Origin of the sequence: Pyxidicoccus caerfyrddinensis (assembly GCF_010894405.1) — a bacterium.
In the GTDB taxonomy this organism is placed as follows: domain Bacteria; phylum Myxococcota; class Myxococcia; order Myxococcales; family Myxococcaceae; genus Myxococcus; species Myxococcus caerfyrddinensis.
The window spans coordinates 11444-26410 of the sequence record NZ_JAAIYA010000012.1 but is presented as its reverse complement, the minus strand read 5'-3'; the positions used below and the strand labels follow the sequence as shown (position 1 = coordinate 26410).

General features: G+C 69.8%; 13 protein-coding genes. 8 read left to right on the top strand and 5 right to left on the bottom strand.

All coding sequences use genetic code 11. The annotated features are described in order from the left end of the window. Positions 1-3: 3 nt before the first annotated feature. A complete protein-coding gene (locus G4D86_RS27785) occupies positions 4-642 on the bottom strand; it encodes a glutathione binding-like protein (protein WP_163997081.1) in 639 nt (212 codons plus the stop codon). Between the two features lie 105 nt (positions 643-747). On the opposite strand from G4D86_RS27785, the gene G4D86_RS27780 reads away from it, so the two are divergent. From G4D86_RS27780 to G4D86_RS27755, 6 genes are all read left to right on the top strand, one after another. After that, positions 748-1677 (top strand): LysR family transcriptional regulator, encoded by a 930-nt coding sequence (locus G4D86_RS27780; protein ID WP_163997080.1) that lies wholly within the window; start codon positions 748-750, stop codon positions 1675-1677. A 59-nt stretch (positions 1678-1736) separates the two neighbouring features. Next, a complete protein-coding gene (locus tag G4D86_RS27775) occupies positions 1737-2063 on the top strand; it encodes a metalloregulator ArsR/SmtB family transcription factor (protein WP_163997079.1) in 327 nt (108 codons plus the stop codon). Beyond that, positions 2060-2599, top strand: coding sequence for an SRPBCC domain-containing protein (locus G4D86_RS27770; protein WP_163997078.1), 540 nt, complete (start codon positions 2060-2062; stop codon positions 2597-2599). The genes G4D86_RS27775 and G4D86_RS27770 overlap by 4 nt, the downstream gene beginning before the upstream one ends. Then, the gene (gene clpP, locus G4D86_RS27765; RefSeq protein WP_163997077.1) at positions 2596-3201 is read left to right on the top strand and encodes an ATP-dependent Clp endopeptidase proteolytic subunit ClpP; all 606 of its coding nucleotides are present in this window, start codon (positions 2596-2598) and stop codon (positions 3199-3201) included. Before G4D86_RS27770 ends, clpP begins: the two co-directional genes overlap by 4 nt. Before the next feature lie 104 nt (positions 3202-3305). Next, complete coding sequence (locus G4D86_RS27760; RefSeq protein ID WP_163997076.1) at positions 3306-4463, top strand: M4 family metallopeptidase; 1158 nt, start codon at positions 3306-3308, stop codon at positions 4461-4463. 17 nt (positions 4464-4480) lie between these two features. Further along, positions 4481-4828, top strand: a complete 348-nt coding sequence (locus G4D86_RS27755; protein ID WP_163997075.1) for a protealysin inhibitor emfourin — start codon at positions 4481-4483, stop codon at positions 4826-4828. A gap of 1 nt (position 4829) precedes the next feature. Here the strand turns inward: G4D86_RS27755 and G4D86_RS27750 are convergent, their stop codons facing one another. Further along, positions 4830-5438 carry an outer membrane protein gene (locus tag G4D86_RS27750; protein ID WP_163997074.1) on the bottom strand — a complete coding sequence of 203 codons (609 nt, stop codon included), beginning with the start codon at positions 5436-5438 and terminating at the stop codon, positions 4830-4832. Between the two features lie 367 nt (positions 5439-5805). Between G4D86_RS27750 and G4D86_RS27745 the strand changes: the two genes are divergently transcribed. Continuing rightward, entirely contained in the window at positions 5806-7776 is a 1971-nt protein-coding gene (locus G4D86_RS27745) for a vanadium-dependent haloperoxidase (RefSeq protein ID WP_163997073.1), read from the top strand. A 59-nt stretch (positions 7777-7835) separates the two neighbouring features. On the opposite strand, the gene G4D86_RS27740 is transcribed toward G4D86_RS27745, so the two are convergent. Beyond that, positions 7836-11768: a bifunctional serine/threonine-protein kinase/formylglycine-generating enzyme family protein gene (locus G4D86_RS27740; protein WP_163997072.1), complete on the bottom strand. Its 3933-nt coding sequence runs from the start codon at positions 11766-11768 to the stop codon at positions 7836-7838. Positions 11769-11848: 80 nt separating this feature from the next. Between G4D86_RS27740 and G4D86_RS27735 the strand changes: the two genes are divergently transcribed. Next, the gene (locus G4D86_RS27735; RefSeq protein WP_240360508.1) at positions 11849-12745 is read left to right on the top strand and encodes a sigma-70 family RNA polymerase sigma factor; all 897 of its coding nucleotides are present in this window, start codon (positions 11849-11851) and stop codon (positions 12743-12745) included. A gap of 52 nt (positions 12746-12797) precedes the next feature. Here G4D86_RS27735 and G4D86_RS27730 read toward each other — a convergent pair whose 3' ends face one another. Both G4D86_RS27730 and G4D86_RS27725 read right to left on the bottom strand, forming a co-directional pair. Then, entirely contained in the window at positions 12798-13892 is a 1095-nt protein-coding gene (locus G4D86_RS27730; RefSeq protein ID WP_163997071.1) for an ADYC domain-containing protein, read from the bottom strand. A gap of 227 nt (positions 13893-14119) precedes the next feature. Then, positions 14120-14967: formylglycine-generating enzyme family protein (locus tag G4D86_RS27725; RefSeq protein ID WP_163997070.1), on the bottom strand; the 848-nt coding region annotated here is incomplete at its 5' end.

The following is a 14967-nucleotide window of genomic DNA, read 5'->3' as shown; positions in this document are numbered from 1 at the left end:
CGCTCACGCGCTGGCCTTGTGACGCTTCAGTTCCTCCGCGTAGAGCTTCGCCTCTTCCGCGAAGGCCTTGGCGATGCTCGGCCGCTCGCGCAGGCGCGTGGCGTAGGCGCTGATGGCGGGGTACTTCTTCAGGTCGATGGGCGTCACCTGGCACCAGTTCAGCACCGTGAACAGGTACGCGTCGGCGACGCTGAAGCCGTCCAGGAGGAACTCGCGTCCCGTCAGGTGCGCCTCCAGGTAGGCCAGGCGCGAGGCGCCCTTCTCCAGCGCGTAGGCCTTCGCGGCATCGGGAGCCTTCGCGTCGAGGAGCGGCATGAAGAGGGCCTTGTGCAGCTCGGTCCCGATGAAGCACAGCCACTGCTGCAGCCGCGAGCGACCCTTGCTGTCCGTCGGCGCGAGCTTCGCCCGGGGGAGGACCTCGGCCACGTGCTGCAGGATGGCGGCGTTCTCCGTGAGGATGTCGCCATCATCGGTGCGGAGCGTCGGGACGAGGCCGAGCGGGTTGACCTCGCGGAAGTCTCCTCCCTCGGAGGTGCGCTTCGTCTTCGGGTCGACCTCGATGTACGTCGCCTCCGCACCGGCGTCGTAGAAGGAGATGCGGGTCGCCAGCGAGCAGGACAGGGGCGAGAAATAGAGCTGCATGGTGTGACTCCGGGGTATCGGGTCTCGTTCCCCGCGTGGGAACGGACGCAACAGTGCGCACTTCGAGCCGATGCATCCAACGCATAGTTGGCATAGGCTCGATGCATGGATGACATCGGCCCTCCCCCGAACCCCCGCCTGGACATCCGAGATTTGCGCGTCGTGCTCGCCCTGGCGTCCGCCGGCACCACCGCGCAGGCGGCCACCGTACTGCACCTCACGCAGCCCGCGGTGAGCCGCGCGCTCCTGTCGGCGGAGGACAAGCTGGGAGTGCGCCTCTTCGACCGCACGCCTCGCGGGCTCGTGCTCACCGCCGCGGGAGAGCAGCTCGTCTCCGGAGCGAAGCGCCTGCTCGTCGAATGGGGGGACCTGGAGCACCGCGTGCGCACACCGGTGGCCCCGCCCGTCCGCCTGCGCATCGTCTGCGAGTGCTACACCGCGTACCACTGGCTGCCTTCCGCGCTCGTGAAGCTGCGCCAGAGCCTGCCGGGGCTCCAGCTCGCTTTGTCGGTGGAGCACACGCAGTCCCCGGTCGACGCGCTCGTGGCGGGAGACATCGACGTCGCCCTCATCACCTCCGCCACCGTGCCGCGCACCGGGCTCGAGGTGCGGCAGGCCTTCTCCGACGAGGTCATCTTCGTCATGTCGTCGTCGCACCCGCTGGCGTCGCGCAAGACGCTCACCCGGGACGACCTGCGCGAGAGCACCCTGCTGACGGGACAGACGCCCCCCGCGGAGGTGCACTGGTTCATGACCCGCGCGTTCGGCCGCGAGCGGCCGAGACTGCGCTTCGAGCGGCTGCCGCTCACGGAGGCCATCCTCGACGTGGCCCGCGCGGGCATGGGCGTCGCCGTGCTCTCCGAGTGGATTGCCGGCCCGCACCTCGGCAAGGGGGACCTGGTCGCGAAGCGGCTCGCGTCCGGCCCGCTGCGCAGGCCCTGGCGCATCGCCTGGAGGCCCGAGGTCGGCGACGCCGCGCTCCGCCTCGCGGCCGCCCTCGAACCCACCGTCCCCCACGCGCTCGCGGTGGGCTGAGCAGGCGCCGGCCGCAATTTAAGATTGCGCTTAATTAGCTCCGGACTTAAATACGGAGCGTGGACGCCTTCACTGCCCTCTCCGACCCCACGCGTCGGCGCATCGTGGAACTGCTCGCCGGGGGTGAGCGCTCGGCCGGTGAGCTGGGGGCGAGCTTCGACATCAGCGCCCCCGCCATCTCCCAGCACCTGAAGGTGCTGAAGGAGGCGCGCCTGGTCCAGGTCCGCGCCGAGGCCCAGCGCCGCATCTACGCGCTGGACGCCGCGGGCCTCGATGAGCTCGAGGGCTGGGTCGACCGCATCCGCGGCTTCTGGAACGAGCGGCTCGACGTGCTCGAGCGGCGACTGGCAGCGCACCCCGAAACGAAGAAACGGAGACGCCCTTGAACCCCTCCGCCCCTCCTCCCGAGGCGCGCCGCACGCGTCTCGAGCGACTGCTCCCGGGCTCACTGGAGCTCGTCTGGCGCTACCTGACCGAGCCGGAGTTGCTGGCCGAGTGGCTCGCCGTCTCCCGCATCGAGCTGCGCGAGGGAGGCCGCGTCGAGCTCCAGCCGCTCCGCACGGAAGGCGCGGAGCAGCGCCCCACGGAGCGCACCGTGCAGGGCGTGGTGACGCGGTGTGAGCCGCCCCGCGTGCTGGCCTTCACCTGGAGCGATGCGGGGACGCCTCACTCGGAGGTCACCTTCGAGCTGACGCCCCAGGGCGAGAAGGTCCGGCTCGTCCTCACACACTGGCGCGCTCCGGTGTGCGCCGTGGCCACCGGCGCTGGCGGCCCGGTGCTCGACTCGCTCGCCTCGCGCCTGGGTGGAGAGGGCCTGCCTCGCCGTGCGCGCACGCGGGTGGGCGCGCGTCCCGTCTTCAGGAGACCTTCGCTCCGGGCCGTGCGCCGGGTGCATGCCACGTACATGGAGGCCGTGCGATGAACATCCCCTACGTCGTCGAGCAGACGCACCGCGGTGAGCGGACGTACGACTTGTACAGCCGGCTGCTCAAGGACCGCATCATCATGATGGGCACGGAGGTGAACGACGATGTGGCCAACATCATCGTCGCCCAATTGCTCTTCCTGGAGAGCGAGGACCCGGAGAAGCCCATCAGCCTCTACATCAACTCGCCGGGAGGCAGCGTCACCGCGGGGCTCGCCATCTACGACACCATGCAGTACGTGCGCGCGCCGGTGTCCACCATCTGCGTGGGGCAGGCCGCCAGCTTCGGCGCGATGCTGCTCCTGGCGGGAGCCAAGGGCCGGCGCTACGCCCTGCCCAATGCGCGCATCATGATGCACCAGCCCCACGGCGGGGCGAAGGGTCAGGCCACGGACCTGGAAATCCAGGTGCGGGAGATGCTGCGCCTCAAGCAGCGCCTCAACGAAATCACCCAGAAGCACACCGGCCACGCCCTCGAGCGCATCGAGAAGGACACCGACCGCGACTACTACATGAGCGCCGAGGAGGCCCGGCAGTACGGCATCATCGACGAGGTCGTGGTGCGCCCGCCGTCGGCCAGGGAGCCCGAGGCCCGCTAGTCAGCTTCTCGGAGAGCAGCGGAGCAGGCGCGGCCCCTAGCCGCGTCACAACGGCCGCCATCACCCTCCTCCTCCTGTGAACACTCCAGAAGGAGCGCCCTGAGATGCGACACAGCCCCGGACACCGACATTCCCTTCACTGCATCCTTCCCCCCTACCTGGCCCGTGAGATTGCCCAGAACGGTTCGGCCCAGCAGCGTGCGTACGCCCTGCGGACGATCGCCGTCGACACCACGTTCCGGGCCATGCGGCTGGTGCGAAGCGGCATGCCGCAGGCCACGCGCAGGCTCATTCCCGGACCGATGGTCGTCGAGAGCCAGAAGCAGCGGACCATCTATGACGTGAAGAATACGCAGGCCCTCCCGGGAACGGTGGTGCGGACCGAGGGACAGGGCGACACCGGAGACCCGGCGGTCGACGAAGCCTATACGGGCCTGGGCGCGACGTATGACCTCTACGGGGAAGTCTTCGGCCGCAACTCCATCGACGGCAACGGGATGCAGCTCATCGCCCACGTCCACTATGACGAGAACTACGACAACGCCTTCTGGGACGGCGAGCGCATGGTGTTTGGCGATGGAGATGGAGACCTCTTCAACCGCTTCACCATCGCCGTGGACGTCATCGGCCACGAGCTGGCGCACGGAGTCACCGAGCACGAGGGCCCCCTCGCCTACTTCCTCCAGTCGGGTGCGCTCAATGAGTCGCTCTCCGATGTCTTCGGCTCGCTGGTGAAGCAGCGCCTGCTGAACCAGACGGCGGAGCAGGCCGACTGGCTCATCGGCGCGGGGCTCTTCACGGACAACGTCGAGGGCGTGTCCCTGCGCTCCATGAAGGATCCCGGCACGGCGTACGACGACGACGTGCTGGGCAAGGACCCGCAGCCGGGCCACATGCGGGACTTCGTGAGCACGTGGGAGGACAACGGAGGCGTGCACATCAACTCCGGCATCCCCAACCGGGCCTTCTGCATCGCGGCCACCCAGCTGGGAGGCTACGCGTGGGAGCGGGCCGGCCACATCTGGTACGAGGCGCTGAGAGACCCGCGGCTCCGTTCCAATTCGTCCTTCCTCTCCTTCGCGCGGCTCACGGTGATGGCGGCCGGCCGGCTCTACGGCACCGGGCAGGACGAGGAGAAGGCGGTCCGCGACGCCTGGAGCCAGGTGGGCCTCCGCGTCTCCCGCGAGCGGGCGGGCGAGCCCGTCTGGGGCCCCGGCGCGCAGCTGCCCAAGCAGCCCCCGCAGCGGCCGCCGGCGCACTAGCGCATTCGGAGCGAGCGATGCGAATCGAGCTCAAGCGGGAGGGAGGCGTCGCCTTCTTCCCGGGCCTCGCCAGGCCGAGGTCAATGGAAACAGGGGAGCTTCCCCCGGAGACGGCGGAGGCCATCCAGCGCGGCGTGAGCGACGCGCGCTTCTTCGAGCAGCCCGCCACCGTGGGCACGGCGGCCCGGGGGGCCGCGGACCAGACGCGCTACACCGTCACCATCGAGGACGGCGGGCGGCGACACTCGGTGCAGCTCCTCGAGCCCGTGGAGGAGCCGCACCTGCGCGCCCTGCTGGAGCTGCTCAAGAAGGCGGATAAGGAACACCGGGCCTCGGCGCACGCGCATCCGTCGCCCGGTCGCTGACTCAGTAGCTGCCGCCGAACTGCAGCAGGCCCTGATAGCGCCCGTCGAGCACGTCCTCGTCGGTGATGGGGGCAAAGTCCTGGCCGAAGAGGGCGCTGTAGCTGGCCCGGACCTCGGCGGTGAGACCCGGGGTGAGCCGGTAGCGCAGGCCCGCTCCGACGGGGACGTAGCCGCCCGTGTCGTCGAAGTACCGGACGGAGACACCGCTGCGGACGGAGTAGCGCTCCACGCCGATGCCGGCCAGCACGTAGGGCTGGAGCCGCGAATTGGGGGTGAGGCCCACGGTGAGCGCCGTCTGGGCACCGTTGCGCACGATGTCCGGGCCGCCGATGCCATCGCCCGACGAATCGACATCATTGACGCCACCGCTGTAGCCCAACTCGAAGCCGAGGATGTTCGAGGGGCGGAAGCCGATGATGGCTTCGTAGGAGAGGCCCGGATTGAGGTTGGCGGCGAGCTCCCCGGTGTAGCCCTCCGCGCCGAGCCCCAGCAGGAAATAGGGGCCCCTCCACTCCACGTACGGCTCGCTCGACAAGGAGCCCTCCTGGGCGAGCGCGCTCCCTCCCGCGAGCAGCGCGAAGCACAGCCCCATCCGGATGCCTGCCCTCATGTCCGTCCTCCTCCAGCGAAACCTGCCCGTGAAGGTGGGACTGCCGCGAAGAAGAAGACAACGGACCGCGAGGCAGCCAGGCCGGCGAAGCGAGCCCTTGCACCCGGGAACTCCCTGGGCGCGCTCCAGGGCGAAGAGCGTCTCCAAACAGACACAGGCATGTCCCCGAGGGCAGTTTCCTCGCACGCTGGCCATCACTTCGCGCGCCGAACAGGACCTTTCAGACATCTGGCATTGCTCGATGTGCGGCAGGTACGTGCGCCTTCGGGGCAGTGGAGGCATCTCCCCGCCGCCACAGGCGCCGGAGGCAGACGAACGCCCTTCCTCCGTCCCGCTCCGGTCGCCCCTGCCCGCAGAGGAGCTCCTGATGAGAAGTGCCCTCCCCCTGGTTTCCTGGCTCGTCCTGCTCGCCACGAGCGCGCACGCGCAGATTGCGAATGGCCTGCGCGCCGACATCGCCCGGGCGATTCGCGTCGATGCCGCGGAAGCCGAGCACGCCCGCGGCGTGCCCGAGAACCCGGACAACAACGATGAGGAGCGCTACCCCTCGCGTTTCGCCAGCTACAGCAAGGGATTGCGGCACGACGCCCTGGGCGACGTCAACACGGCCGACTACGACGCGCTGCTCAACGCCTTGCTGGGCGCCAACCCCGCCGCGGACCTGGAAGCGCTCCTGCTCGGCGGTGAGCGCAAGCTCGTCAATCCCCTGGCGGGCTTCTCGTACCTGCCCGTGGGCCCGGACCCGCACGCGCTTGCCCTGCGGCCCGCGCCACTCTTCACCAGCGACGAGGTCTCCGGCGAGCTGGACGAACTGTATTGGATGTCCCTCGTCCGGGATGTCCCCTTCCAGGACTACACCTCCAATCCTCCCACGCTCATCACCCAGGCGCTCCAGCGCCTCAATCAACTGCGCGAGTACCGCGGGGCGAGAGAAGGCGGCGTGGTGACGGGCCAGTCGCTCTTCCGGGCAGAGGTGCCAGGCAGCGCGAAGGGGCCCTTCGTCTCCCAGTTCCTGCTGCTGGACGTGCCCTACGGCGCCCAGGTGATTCCTCAGCGGAACCTGACGCGGGTGCCCGGTGATGACCGCGTCTTCCGGTTCGACGAGTGGCTGCGCATCCAGAATGGCGCGCTCCCCAGCCAGCCCGCCGTCCATGACCCGGTTCGGCGCTACATCCGCAACGGCAGAGACCTCGCCGAGTGGGTGCACCTGGACCAGCCCATCCAGGCCAGCCTCAACGCCGCGCTGCTGCTCGTACAACTCGGAGATGTGGACGCGGATCCGAAGTCCTCGCCGCTCGTCTTCGACGAGCTGAATCCCTACCGGAACTATCGCAACCAGGACGCCTTCGCCACGCTGGGCAATGGCGATGGGCTGGACCTGGTGAGCCGCATCGTGAACCCGGCGCTGCGCGCCCAGTGGTTCCAGAAGTGGCTCATCCACCGCCGCCTGCGTCCGGAGGAGTACGCGGGCCGGGTGCACAACACGGTGACGGGGGCGCGCACCTATCCGGTTCCCTCGGAGCTGCTCAATTCACCGGTGCTGCCGCTCGTATTGGCCCGGAACAACACGCTCAACGGAGGCGCTGGCGGCACCTACCTGCTGAACCAGGCCTTCCCCGAGGGGAGCCCGGTCCACCCCGCCTATGCCTCCGGCCACTCCACGTACATCGGGGCGGGGGTGACGATGCTCAAGGCGTTCTACAAGGACATTCCCATCCCCAACCCGGTCGTCCCGAGCGAGGACGGCACGGCGCTGGTGCCCTACACCGGGCCCACGCTCTACGCCTTCGACGAGCTGGACAAGCTGGCCAGCAATGTTGGCGTGGGGCGGCTCTTCGCGGGAGTGCACTGGCGCACCGACCATGACCACGGCGTCCGCCTGGGAGAGCTCCTCGCGCTGCGCACGCTGCAGGACCTGTCGCGCTACTACAACGAGCCCTTCGCCGGCTTCCAGGTGCGGACCTTCGGAGGCAACACGCTCACCGTCAACGCCAACACCCCGGTCCTGCCCAACGTCGTGAGCGCGGTGGACGGCTTCACGGTGGTGAACGCGGCCACAGGCAAGGAGCTCGCCAAGGTGTACAACGGCTCGGTCCTGGACCTGAGTGATTTGGGAACGACGAACCTGGCCATCGCGGCCTGGACGTACGAGGGCCAGGTGGGAAGCGTGCGCCTCCAGCTCGACAGCAACACCTTCGTCGACAATCAGGCGCCCTACAGCTTCGCCACGGCGGTGAGCGTCGGCACGCACGTGCTGACCGCAACGCCCTTCAGCGAGGCCAATGCCCAGGGACTCGGTGGAGTGCCGCTCACCGTGCGCGTCACCGTGCAGCCGTAGCGTCGAGTCACCCCGAAGGAGTTGGAGTGCGAGGCGCGCCGCCAGGACTCTCCAGGCACCTACCGTGGAGAGAACGAAGCACAGACCCGCACGCCAATCCTGGCGTCGCGCGCCGCGGGGTCACCGGGGGAGAGGTCCGCGCTGGCCGCGAGGAAGGCGTCGTAGTACCAGGCGCCTCCCCGGAGGACGACGCGCCCGAACTCCGGCGTCGCGGCGCGCGTGAACTCGTAGGCGTTGCCGGCCATGTCCTCCAGGCCGAAGGGACTCACCGAGGCGGGGTGGGAGCCAACCATGTCGGGCCCGGAGGCCGTGGGCTGCCGCTCGTACGTCTCATCGACGTTGGCATCGTCGGGCCGCAGTTGGTCGCCATGCGGGTATCGGCGGCCATCCGCGCCGCGGGCCGCGTACTCCCACTCGTGCTGGCCGCACAGGCGCGCTCCAGGCAGACGCTTCGTCCGGTCGAGCCAGTAGAAGTAGCCCTCCAGGTCCTGGGCCGAGACGCCGGACAGGGGAAACCGCCTCCAGTCGGCGGTGTTTCTCCGGGTCCGCCCCGTGTAGACAAAATCCTCGCCCACGCTTGCCGAGCGGAATGCCTCGCTCGAATGATAGAGGGAGAAGATCCACCCGGCGCCAGGATGATTCCGAAGCGTGACCGCCGCACCGTCGACGAAGCGCGGCTGCTCGAGGATCTTCCTCGCGGGCGCGTCCGGGGGCCGGTCGTCCAGGTAGGCCAGCCAGTCGCCGAACGTCGCCTCCCTCAGGCCAATCAGATAGCCCTCGTTGAGGCAGGAGCGATGAATCGGCGGGCTGTATGTGAATCTCCGCACGTCCTCCGGCTCGGCGCTGCCCAGGAGGAAGCAGCCCCGAGGGATGTAGACATAGCCCTCGGGCACCGCGGTGGGGAGCGCGAGGTGGACCGTCTCGCGGGCACCGTGCGTGAGGAGCAAGGGCTGCTCCACCGGAACACGGCCTGGATGCGTGACGCGGAGCACATAGGAGCCCTCGGGAAGGAGGAGGCGGGCGATGGGTGTCGGGCCCACGGAGCCGGCCTCTGGAACGGGCTCACGTCGAAGCGTCCCCTCCACCTCGATGTAGCGCGTGAGTTCGACCTGAGCACCAGGAGGGGTGGTCACCAGCTCGAGCTCGGCAGGCGCCTGGAGCCGTTGCAGCCACTCCGCGCCCTCCTTGGAGGCATCCACCTCCTGCTTCAGGCGCCGCACCCACTCGTCACGCTCGCGGCGCTGGTGAAAGCGCTCGGCGAGGAGAACGCGTTCATAGATGACCTCCGCGATGAGCCGGCGCGTTTCCACGCGGCGGCGATCGTGCTCGAGGGCACTCTCGAGAGTCCGGCTGGCGCGGCTGTAGGCCTCATGGGATTCGTCACGCTGGGCGAGCGCCTCGGTCCATTTCTGCTCGGCGGCCTTCCTGCGGCGCCTGGAGCCCGGCAGGGTCTCCATGCCCGCGAGTGGTGGCTCCCGGCCATCGAATAGCGACAGCGCCTCCTCGCGGCGCACGCTGGCCCGCTGAGCGAGGTCGCGACCCGCGGCGAGTGCCTCTCGCGCCCTGCCAAGCTCCTTGGCGATCAATCGTGCGTCCACGAGGTACGCCAGCAAGCGCTGACCGCCAGAGGCGAAGACGGCGAGCGCGAAGACGAGCACCGCGAGCCGGCGCCCCCAGCGCTCGCGTGTCACGGCGCGGCGGGACGCGAGAAGGAAGGCCCGCTCGCGCGGGCCCAGGATCGAGAGGTCGAGCAGGCGCGCCTCATCGAGCTGCCGCTGTCCCCACAGGGCCTCACGGGCACGCAGCAGGCGCTCCCACTCGGCACTGGCCACCTCGACCCGCTTGCGCAGCACGCGCTGGCCGATGTCGTCATCCAGCCAGTCGCGGAGCGTGCCCCAGCTCTGGATGAGCGACTCGTGGGCAATCTCCCAGCGCGGCTGGCCTCCCACGGTGCGCGTGTGCAGCAAACGGCCCTCGACGAGCGCGCGAAGGGCGGCGCGGGAGGCACCATCCGCGGCCTCGGCGAGCTCATCCTCGCCCCGCTCGATACGCGTGCCCTCCGCCGTCACCAACTGGAGCAGCAGGCGCCGCGCCGCCGCGAGCTCCGCCGGACTCAGTCGCGCCAGCACCCCATCCGCATGCCGGGACAGCGCTCCGGCCACCCCACCCATCGCGTCGAGCGCCTCGCGGGTGATGCGGCCCTCCGCCGGGTTGCGCCGCTCCCACAGCTCCGCGAGCGCGAACTGGAGGAGCGGCAGGCTGCCCACGCCGTGCGCCGTGGAGTCGACCAGCGTCTGGAGGAGCTCACCGGACTCGAAGACCACGCCCCGGCTGCGCGCGGGGCCGACGATGGCCTCGCGCACGCCTTCCGCCGACAGGGGGCGGAGGATGTAGAGCCCCCGCTCGGCCTCGTCGCCCAGGCCGGGCAGCGCGCACAGGCGCGTCAGGAAGTCGCCGCGCGCCGCCAGCAGCACGTGGACTCCCGCCGACGGCAGGGCCAGCTCCCCGAGGAGGCGGGCGAAGTGCGCCGCCTGGCCCGGCTCGGAGAGGGTGAGGAGCTCCTCGAGCTGGTCGATGAAGAGCAGCAGCCCCCGCCCGCGCGAGTGCGCCTCGCGCAGCCTCTGCCCGAGCCAGGCCGGCCTGTCCGCCAGCGCGGTGACGAGCTCCCCCTCCTTCTGGCCCAGCACCGGCGCGAGCGCGGCGGCCAAGGCCTCGAGCGGGCGGTGACCGGGCCACAGCGTGAGGGGGGCCTGTTCACGGCTGTCGTCCAGCGCGCCCGCGGCCACACGGGGCAGCACGCCCGCGCGGCACAGCGACGACTTGCCGGCCCCGGAGTCTCCGGCCACCAGGACCAGGGGCCGGGAGCGGAGGCGCTCGAGCACGGCGCGGATGTCGGCCTCGCGCCCGAAGAAGAGCGAGCGGTGCTCGGCCTCGAAGGGCTCCAGGCCACGGTAGGGATTGCCGGCGACCAGCGGCTCCGGTGCGCACAGGCGCTCGAGCCGCTCCAGGGCCTCGCAGAGGGCCTCGGCCGAGACGAAGCGCTCGAGAGGATTGGCCGCGAGGCACCGGGTGATGAGCGCGGCGAAGTCCGGGTCGACCTCCGGCCCGAGCACGGCCCGAGGAGGTGCCTCCGACCCGGCAGGCGCGCGACGGGGGACCTCGCCCGTGCACAGTTCGTGGAGGATGAGGCCCAGGGCGTAGATATCGCTCCGTGGCATCGCCGGAGCCCCCGCGAGCAGCTCGGGCGCCATGTAGGGCACCGTGCCGGCAACGAAACGCGAGCCGGGCGTCGGGGCCGCTCCCGCATCGAGGCGCTCGGCCAGGCCGAAGTCGAGCAGCTTCACCTCCCCTTCCCGGGTGACCAGGGCGTTGGAGGGCTTGAGGTCGCGGTGGAGCACGCCCTGGCGATGCGCCGCCGCGAGTCCCCGGGCCAGGCCGACGCCCAGGGTGAGCACCCGGCGCCACGGCACCGGCAGGGGCAGTTCCGCGAGGCTCTGGCCGACGACGTACTCGGAGACGATGTACGGGCGGCCGCTCACCTCACCGACGCTGAAGACATTGACGATGTTGGCGTGTTGCACGCGCGCGAGGGCCCGGGCCTCGGACGCGAAGTTCTCCCGGACCCAGGCCTCCGGATGGCTCGCGGCCATGAACTTCACCGCCACGCGCCGGTCCAACGAGGTGTCGTGCGCCAGGAAGACGACGCCCATGCCGCCACGGCCGATGGGCCCTTCGAGGCGGAACTCGTCGAACGCGCCGGGGGGCGTCCAGGACAGCCCCGGCTCCGGTGAGGTGTCAGCTGACTCGGTGACCTCCGCGGCTGCTTCCACCGAGCGTTGGATTCCAGGCGTGAAGGTGGCCAGGAGGGTCCGGCAGTCGTTGCACCCGGCAGCGTGCCGGTGGACCCGCGCCAGGTCCTCGTCCGACAACCGACCCTCGATGAGGTCCACCAGGGCCTCGTCCGTCAGACAGCTGGAGGTGGTCGGCCGCATGGGGTGGGGAGTGTTCACGTCAGTGACGGAATAGTTGCCATTCAATGGCAGACATTGAAGCGTGGGAGGAGCCTCGTAGTATGGGCCTACCCATGGAACAGGTGCCCGAGCTGGTCGAGACGTTTCTCTCGCATACCCAGGTGCGCTTCGCGCCCCCCACGGCGAAGGAAGCCGCGGCACTCGACGCGCTGCTGGTCCGCGCCTGGGAGGAGGCTCGCGCGCAGTGGCCCACCGTGACGCTCCCCGTCAGTCGGTTCGTCATCCATCTCGCGGAGCGGCTGCCCCCCATCAACCCCGTCGGCCCCATCGGGCCGCTCGTCGCCAGTCTGTCCCTGGCGGAGCTCTACCTCACGTGTGCGTGCCTTCAGGGCATGGCCTCCGCCCATGAGGCTTTCGAGCGGAACTACCTGGCCCGGCTGCCAGTGAAGCTGCGGAGTCTCAGACAACCCGACGCGATGATTGACGACGTGTGCCAGATAACGCGCGTCAAGCTCCTGGTCGCCACGCCCGAGAGCGCTCCCAGGATTGGGGACTACACGGGGAAGGGCGCGCTGCTCAGCTGGGTGCTCGTCACCGCCGGGCGCATCGCCAGCAAGCTGCGGGCCTCCGAGAAGCCCGCGCCGGATGACAGCTCGGAAGAGCTGCTCCAGGTGCTGCCGGGACAGGGAATCGACCCGGAGCTGGATGTGATGAAGCGACGCCATCACGAAGCGTTCCGGCAGGCCGTGCGCGAAGCCGCCTCCACGCTGTCGCCCCATGACCGTCACCTGCTTCGCCTCCATTTCGCCAATCAGCTCACGACGTATGAGCTGGGCTCGCTCTTTCGCGTCAATCAATCGACCGTCTCTCGCTGGCTGAAGAGTGCACGGCAGCACGTCTATGAGGAGACCCGGAGCCGCCTGCAGGAGCGGCTGGGCCTCTCCACCCTGGGCTTCAAGAGCTTCCTGGCGTTCATCGGCAGCCAACTCTGGACCTGAACATCAGCCAGCTTCTGGCGGAGAAGAGCGTGGTGCCCCTTCCCACGGACGGCTAGCGGTTCAGGTCTGCAAATATCACGTTGCGCAACAGCGCCGTCCCCGGACTCACGTCCGCGCGTAGCACCGTGCAGCGCTCCCCCGAGCCCAGCTCGACCGCGGCGCCGGTCTGGAACCGGTTGGGGCACTCCTGGAGGACAGTCTCCAACGCGCGGCCGTCACGGGTGCGAGCCAGGCAGGTGGCCCCGTCGGGCGCCCACGCCGCCTCGAATGAGGCCTCCTTCGGGTCCCACTCCCGCCGCGCGAGGATGCCGAACCGGTCGTAGAGGCTGATGAAGGTATTCTGGTGCGTGTGGCTCTGGCCGTTGCCGCAATAGTCCGCGCGCGCCATGCGGGTGCAGGCCTGGTGGAGGTCGACCACCGGCACCGGCCTCCCGTCGAGTCGGGCCCAGGGCTTGTAGCCCCAGGTGATGCACTTGCTGATGGCACCGTTCTCACAGGCGAAGGTGAGCTTGCCCGGGGCCTCCTGGTGGGCACCGCTGACGTCCCAGACACCGCTCACTGCGAGGGCGCGGGGGTCGGGCACGCTGCGATCCGCGACGCAGGGGTTCTCCCACTCCTGGGCCACCGTGTTCCAGGCCTCGATGCGGTAGAAGACCATGCCAGGGTCCTCGCGCGAGGACTCGGCGCCGCAGATGGCCACCTCCACGGACTTGCCGTCGCTGGAGGTGCCCTCGAGCACGGTGCCGACGACGCCGCGGGTCCCCGCCCCTCCTGGGGTGGGAAAGGCCACCAGGTGCCCGTCCTCGACCCGCAGGGCCTTCACGCCGTCCACCGCCTGCCGCAGAGGCGAGAGGTTCACGGAGACGAGCGCGCTGCTGCGCTCCGGGGCCACCTTCTCGGTGTTCCCGTCCCGCTCGGTGCCCCACAGCATCGTCCCCTGGGGCCTCCTCACGCCGCCCGACCGCCGCATCGTCCCCTGGGGTATTTCGATGCGGTGGGCGAACTGGGACTCACACCGGCTCGCATAGCGACTGGCGTCGGACACCACGCGCGCGGGCCTGGAGGCCGCCGGCTTGGAGGCGGGAGCGGTGGCCCAGGCCGCTGCGGGAAGCTGAAGGAACAGACAGACGAGCAGGGACTTCTTCATCGCTTTCTCTCCGGTGGGCGCACCGGGCCGGACAGATGGCCCGCAACCGTAGAGAGCCAGGGACGGGGAGAATCATGCACGGAATTCGCCCGTGCGGCGTAGGCGCCAACTGCTGTCAATGCCGGGAAGGGCCACGGCCTGCTCGCGTCCAGCTCCCATGCGGAGAAGAAGACAACGGACCGCGAGGCAGTCAGGCGAGCACAGAAGGCCCCGGGCGATGCAGGCCCCTACCGTGGCGAGAACGAAGCACAGACCCGCACGCCATTCCTGGCATCGCGTGCCGTCGGGTCACCGGCTGACAGGTCCCCGCTGGCCGCGAGGAAGACGTCGTAGTACCAGCCGCCTCCCCGGAGGACGACGCGCCCGAACTCCGGCGTCGCGGCGCGCGTGAGCTCGTAGGCGTTGCCGGCCATGTCTTCCAGGCCGAAGGGACTCACCGAGTCGGGGTAGGAGCCGACCATGTCGGGCCCGTAGGCCGTGGGCTGCCGGCCGTACGTCGCATCGACGTTGGCGTCGTCGGGCCGCAATTGGTTGCCATGGGGGTATCGCCGGCCATCCGCGCCCCGGGCCGCGTACTCCCACTCATACTGGCCGCACAGACGCGCTCCAGGCAGACGCTTCGTCCGGTCGAGCCAGTAGAAGTAGCCGTCCAGGTCCTGGGCCGAGACGCCGGACAGGGGAAACCTCCTCCAGTCGGCGGTGTTCCTCCGCGTCCGTCCTGTGTACACGAAATCCTCGCCCACCTTCGCCGTGCGGGACTCCTCGTCCGAGTGATGGAAGGAGAAGAGCCACCCGTCATCTGGGTGCTTCCTGAGTGAGACGGCCCCACCGTCGACGAAGCGCGGCTGCTCGAGGATCTTCCTCGCGGGCGCGTCCGGGGGCAGGTCGTCCAGGTAGGTCAGCCAGTCGCCGAACGTCACCTCCCTCCGGCCAATCAGATAGCCCTCGTTGAGGCAGGAGCGATGAATCGGCGGGCTGTATGTGAATCTCCGCACGTCCTCCGGCTCGGCGCTGCCCAGGAGGAAGCAGCCCCGAGGGATGTAGACATAGCCCTCGGGCACCGCGGTGGGGAGCG

Excerpts from the sequence above, each read along its gene's own strand:
- G4D86_RS27785 (WP_163997081.1), bottom strand. The coding sequence starts at position 642 with ATGCAGCTCTATTTCTCGCCCCTGTCCTGCTCGCTGGCGACCCGCATC.
- G4D86_RS27780 (WP_163997080.1), top strand. The coding sequence starts at position 748 with ATGGATGACATCGGCCCTCCCCCGAACCCCCGCCTGGACATCCGAGAT.
- clpP (WP_163997077.1), top strand. The coding sequence starts at position 2,596 with ATGAACATCCCCTACGTCGTCGAGCAGACGCACCGCGGTGAGCGGACG.
- G4D86_RS27760 (WP_163997076.1), top strand. The coding sequence starts at position 3,306 with ATGCGACACAGCCCCGGACACCGACATTCCCTTCACTGCATCCTTCCC.
- G4D86_RS27755 (WP_163997075.1), top strand. The coding sequence starts at position 4,481 with ATGCGAATCGAGCTCAAGCGGGAGGGAGGCGTCGCCTTCTTCCCGGGC.
- G4D86_RS27750 (WP_163997074.1), bottom strand. The coding sequence starts at position 5,438 with ATGAGGGCAGGCATCCGGATGGGGCTGTGCTTCGCGCTGCTCGCGGGA.
- G4D86_RS27745 (WP_163997073.1), top strand. The coding sequence starts at position 5,806 with ATGAGAAGTGCCCTCCCCCTGGTTTCCTGGCTCGTCCTGCTCGCCACG.
- G4D86_RS27740 (WP_163997072.1), bottom strand. The coding sequence starts at position 11,768 with ATGCGGCCGACCACCTCCAGCTGTCTGACGGACGAGGCCCTGGTGGAC.
- G4D86_RS27735 (WP_240360508.1), top strand. The coding sequence starts at position 11,849 with ATGGGCCTACCCATGGAACAGGTGCCCGAGCTGGTCGAGACGTTTCTC.
- G4D86_RS27730 (WP_163997071.1), bottom strand. The coding sequence starts at position 13,892 with ATGAAGAAGTCCCTGCTCGTCTGTCTGTTCCTTCAGCTTCCCGCAGCG.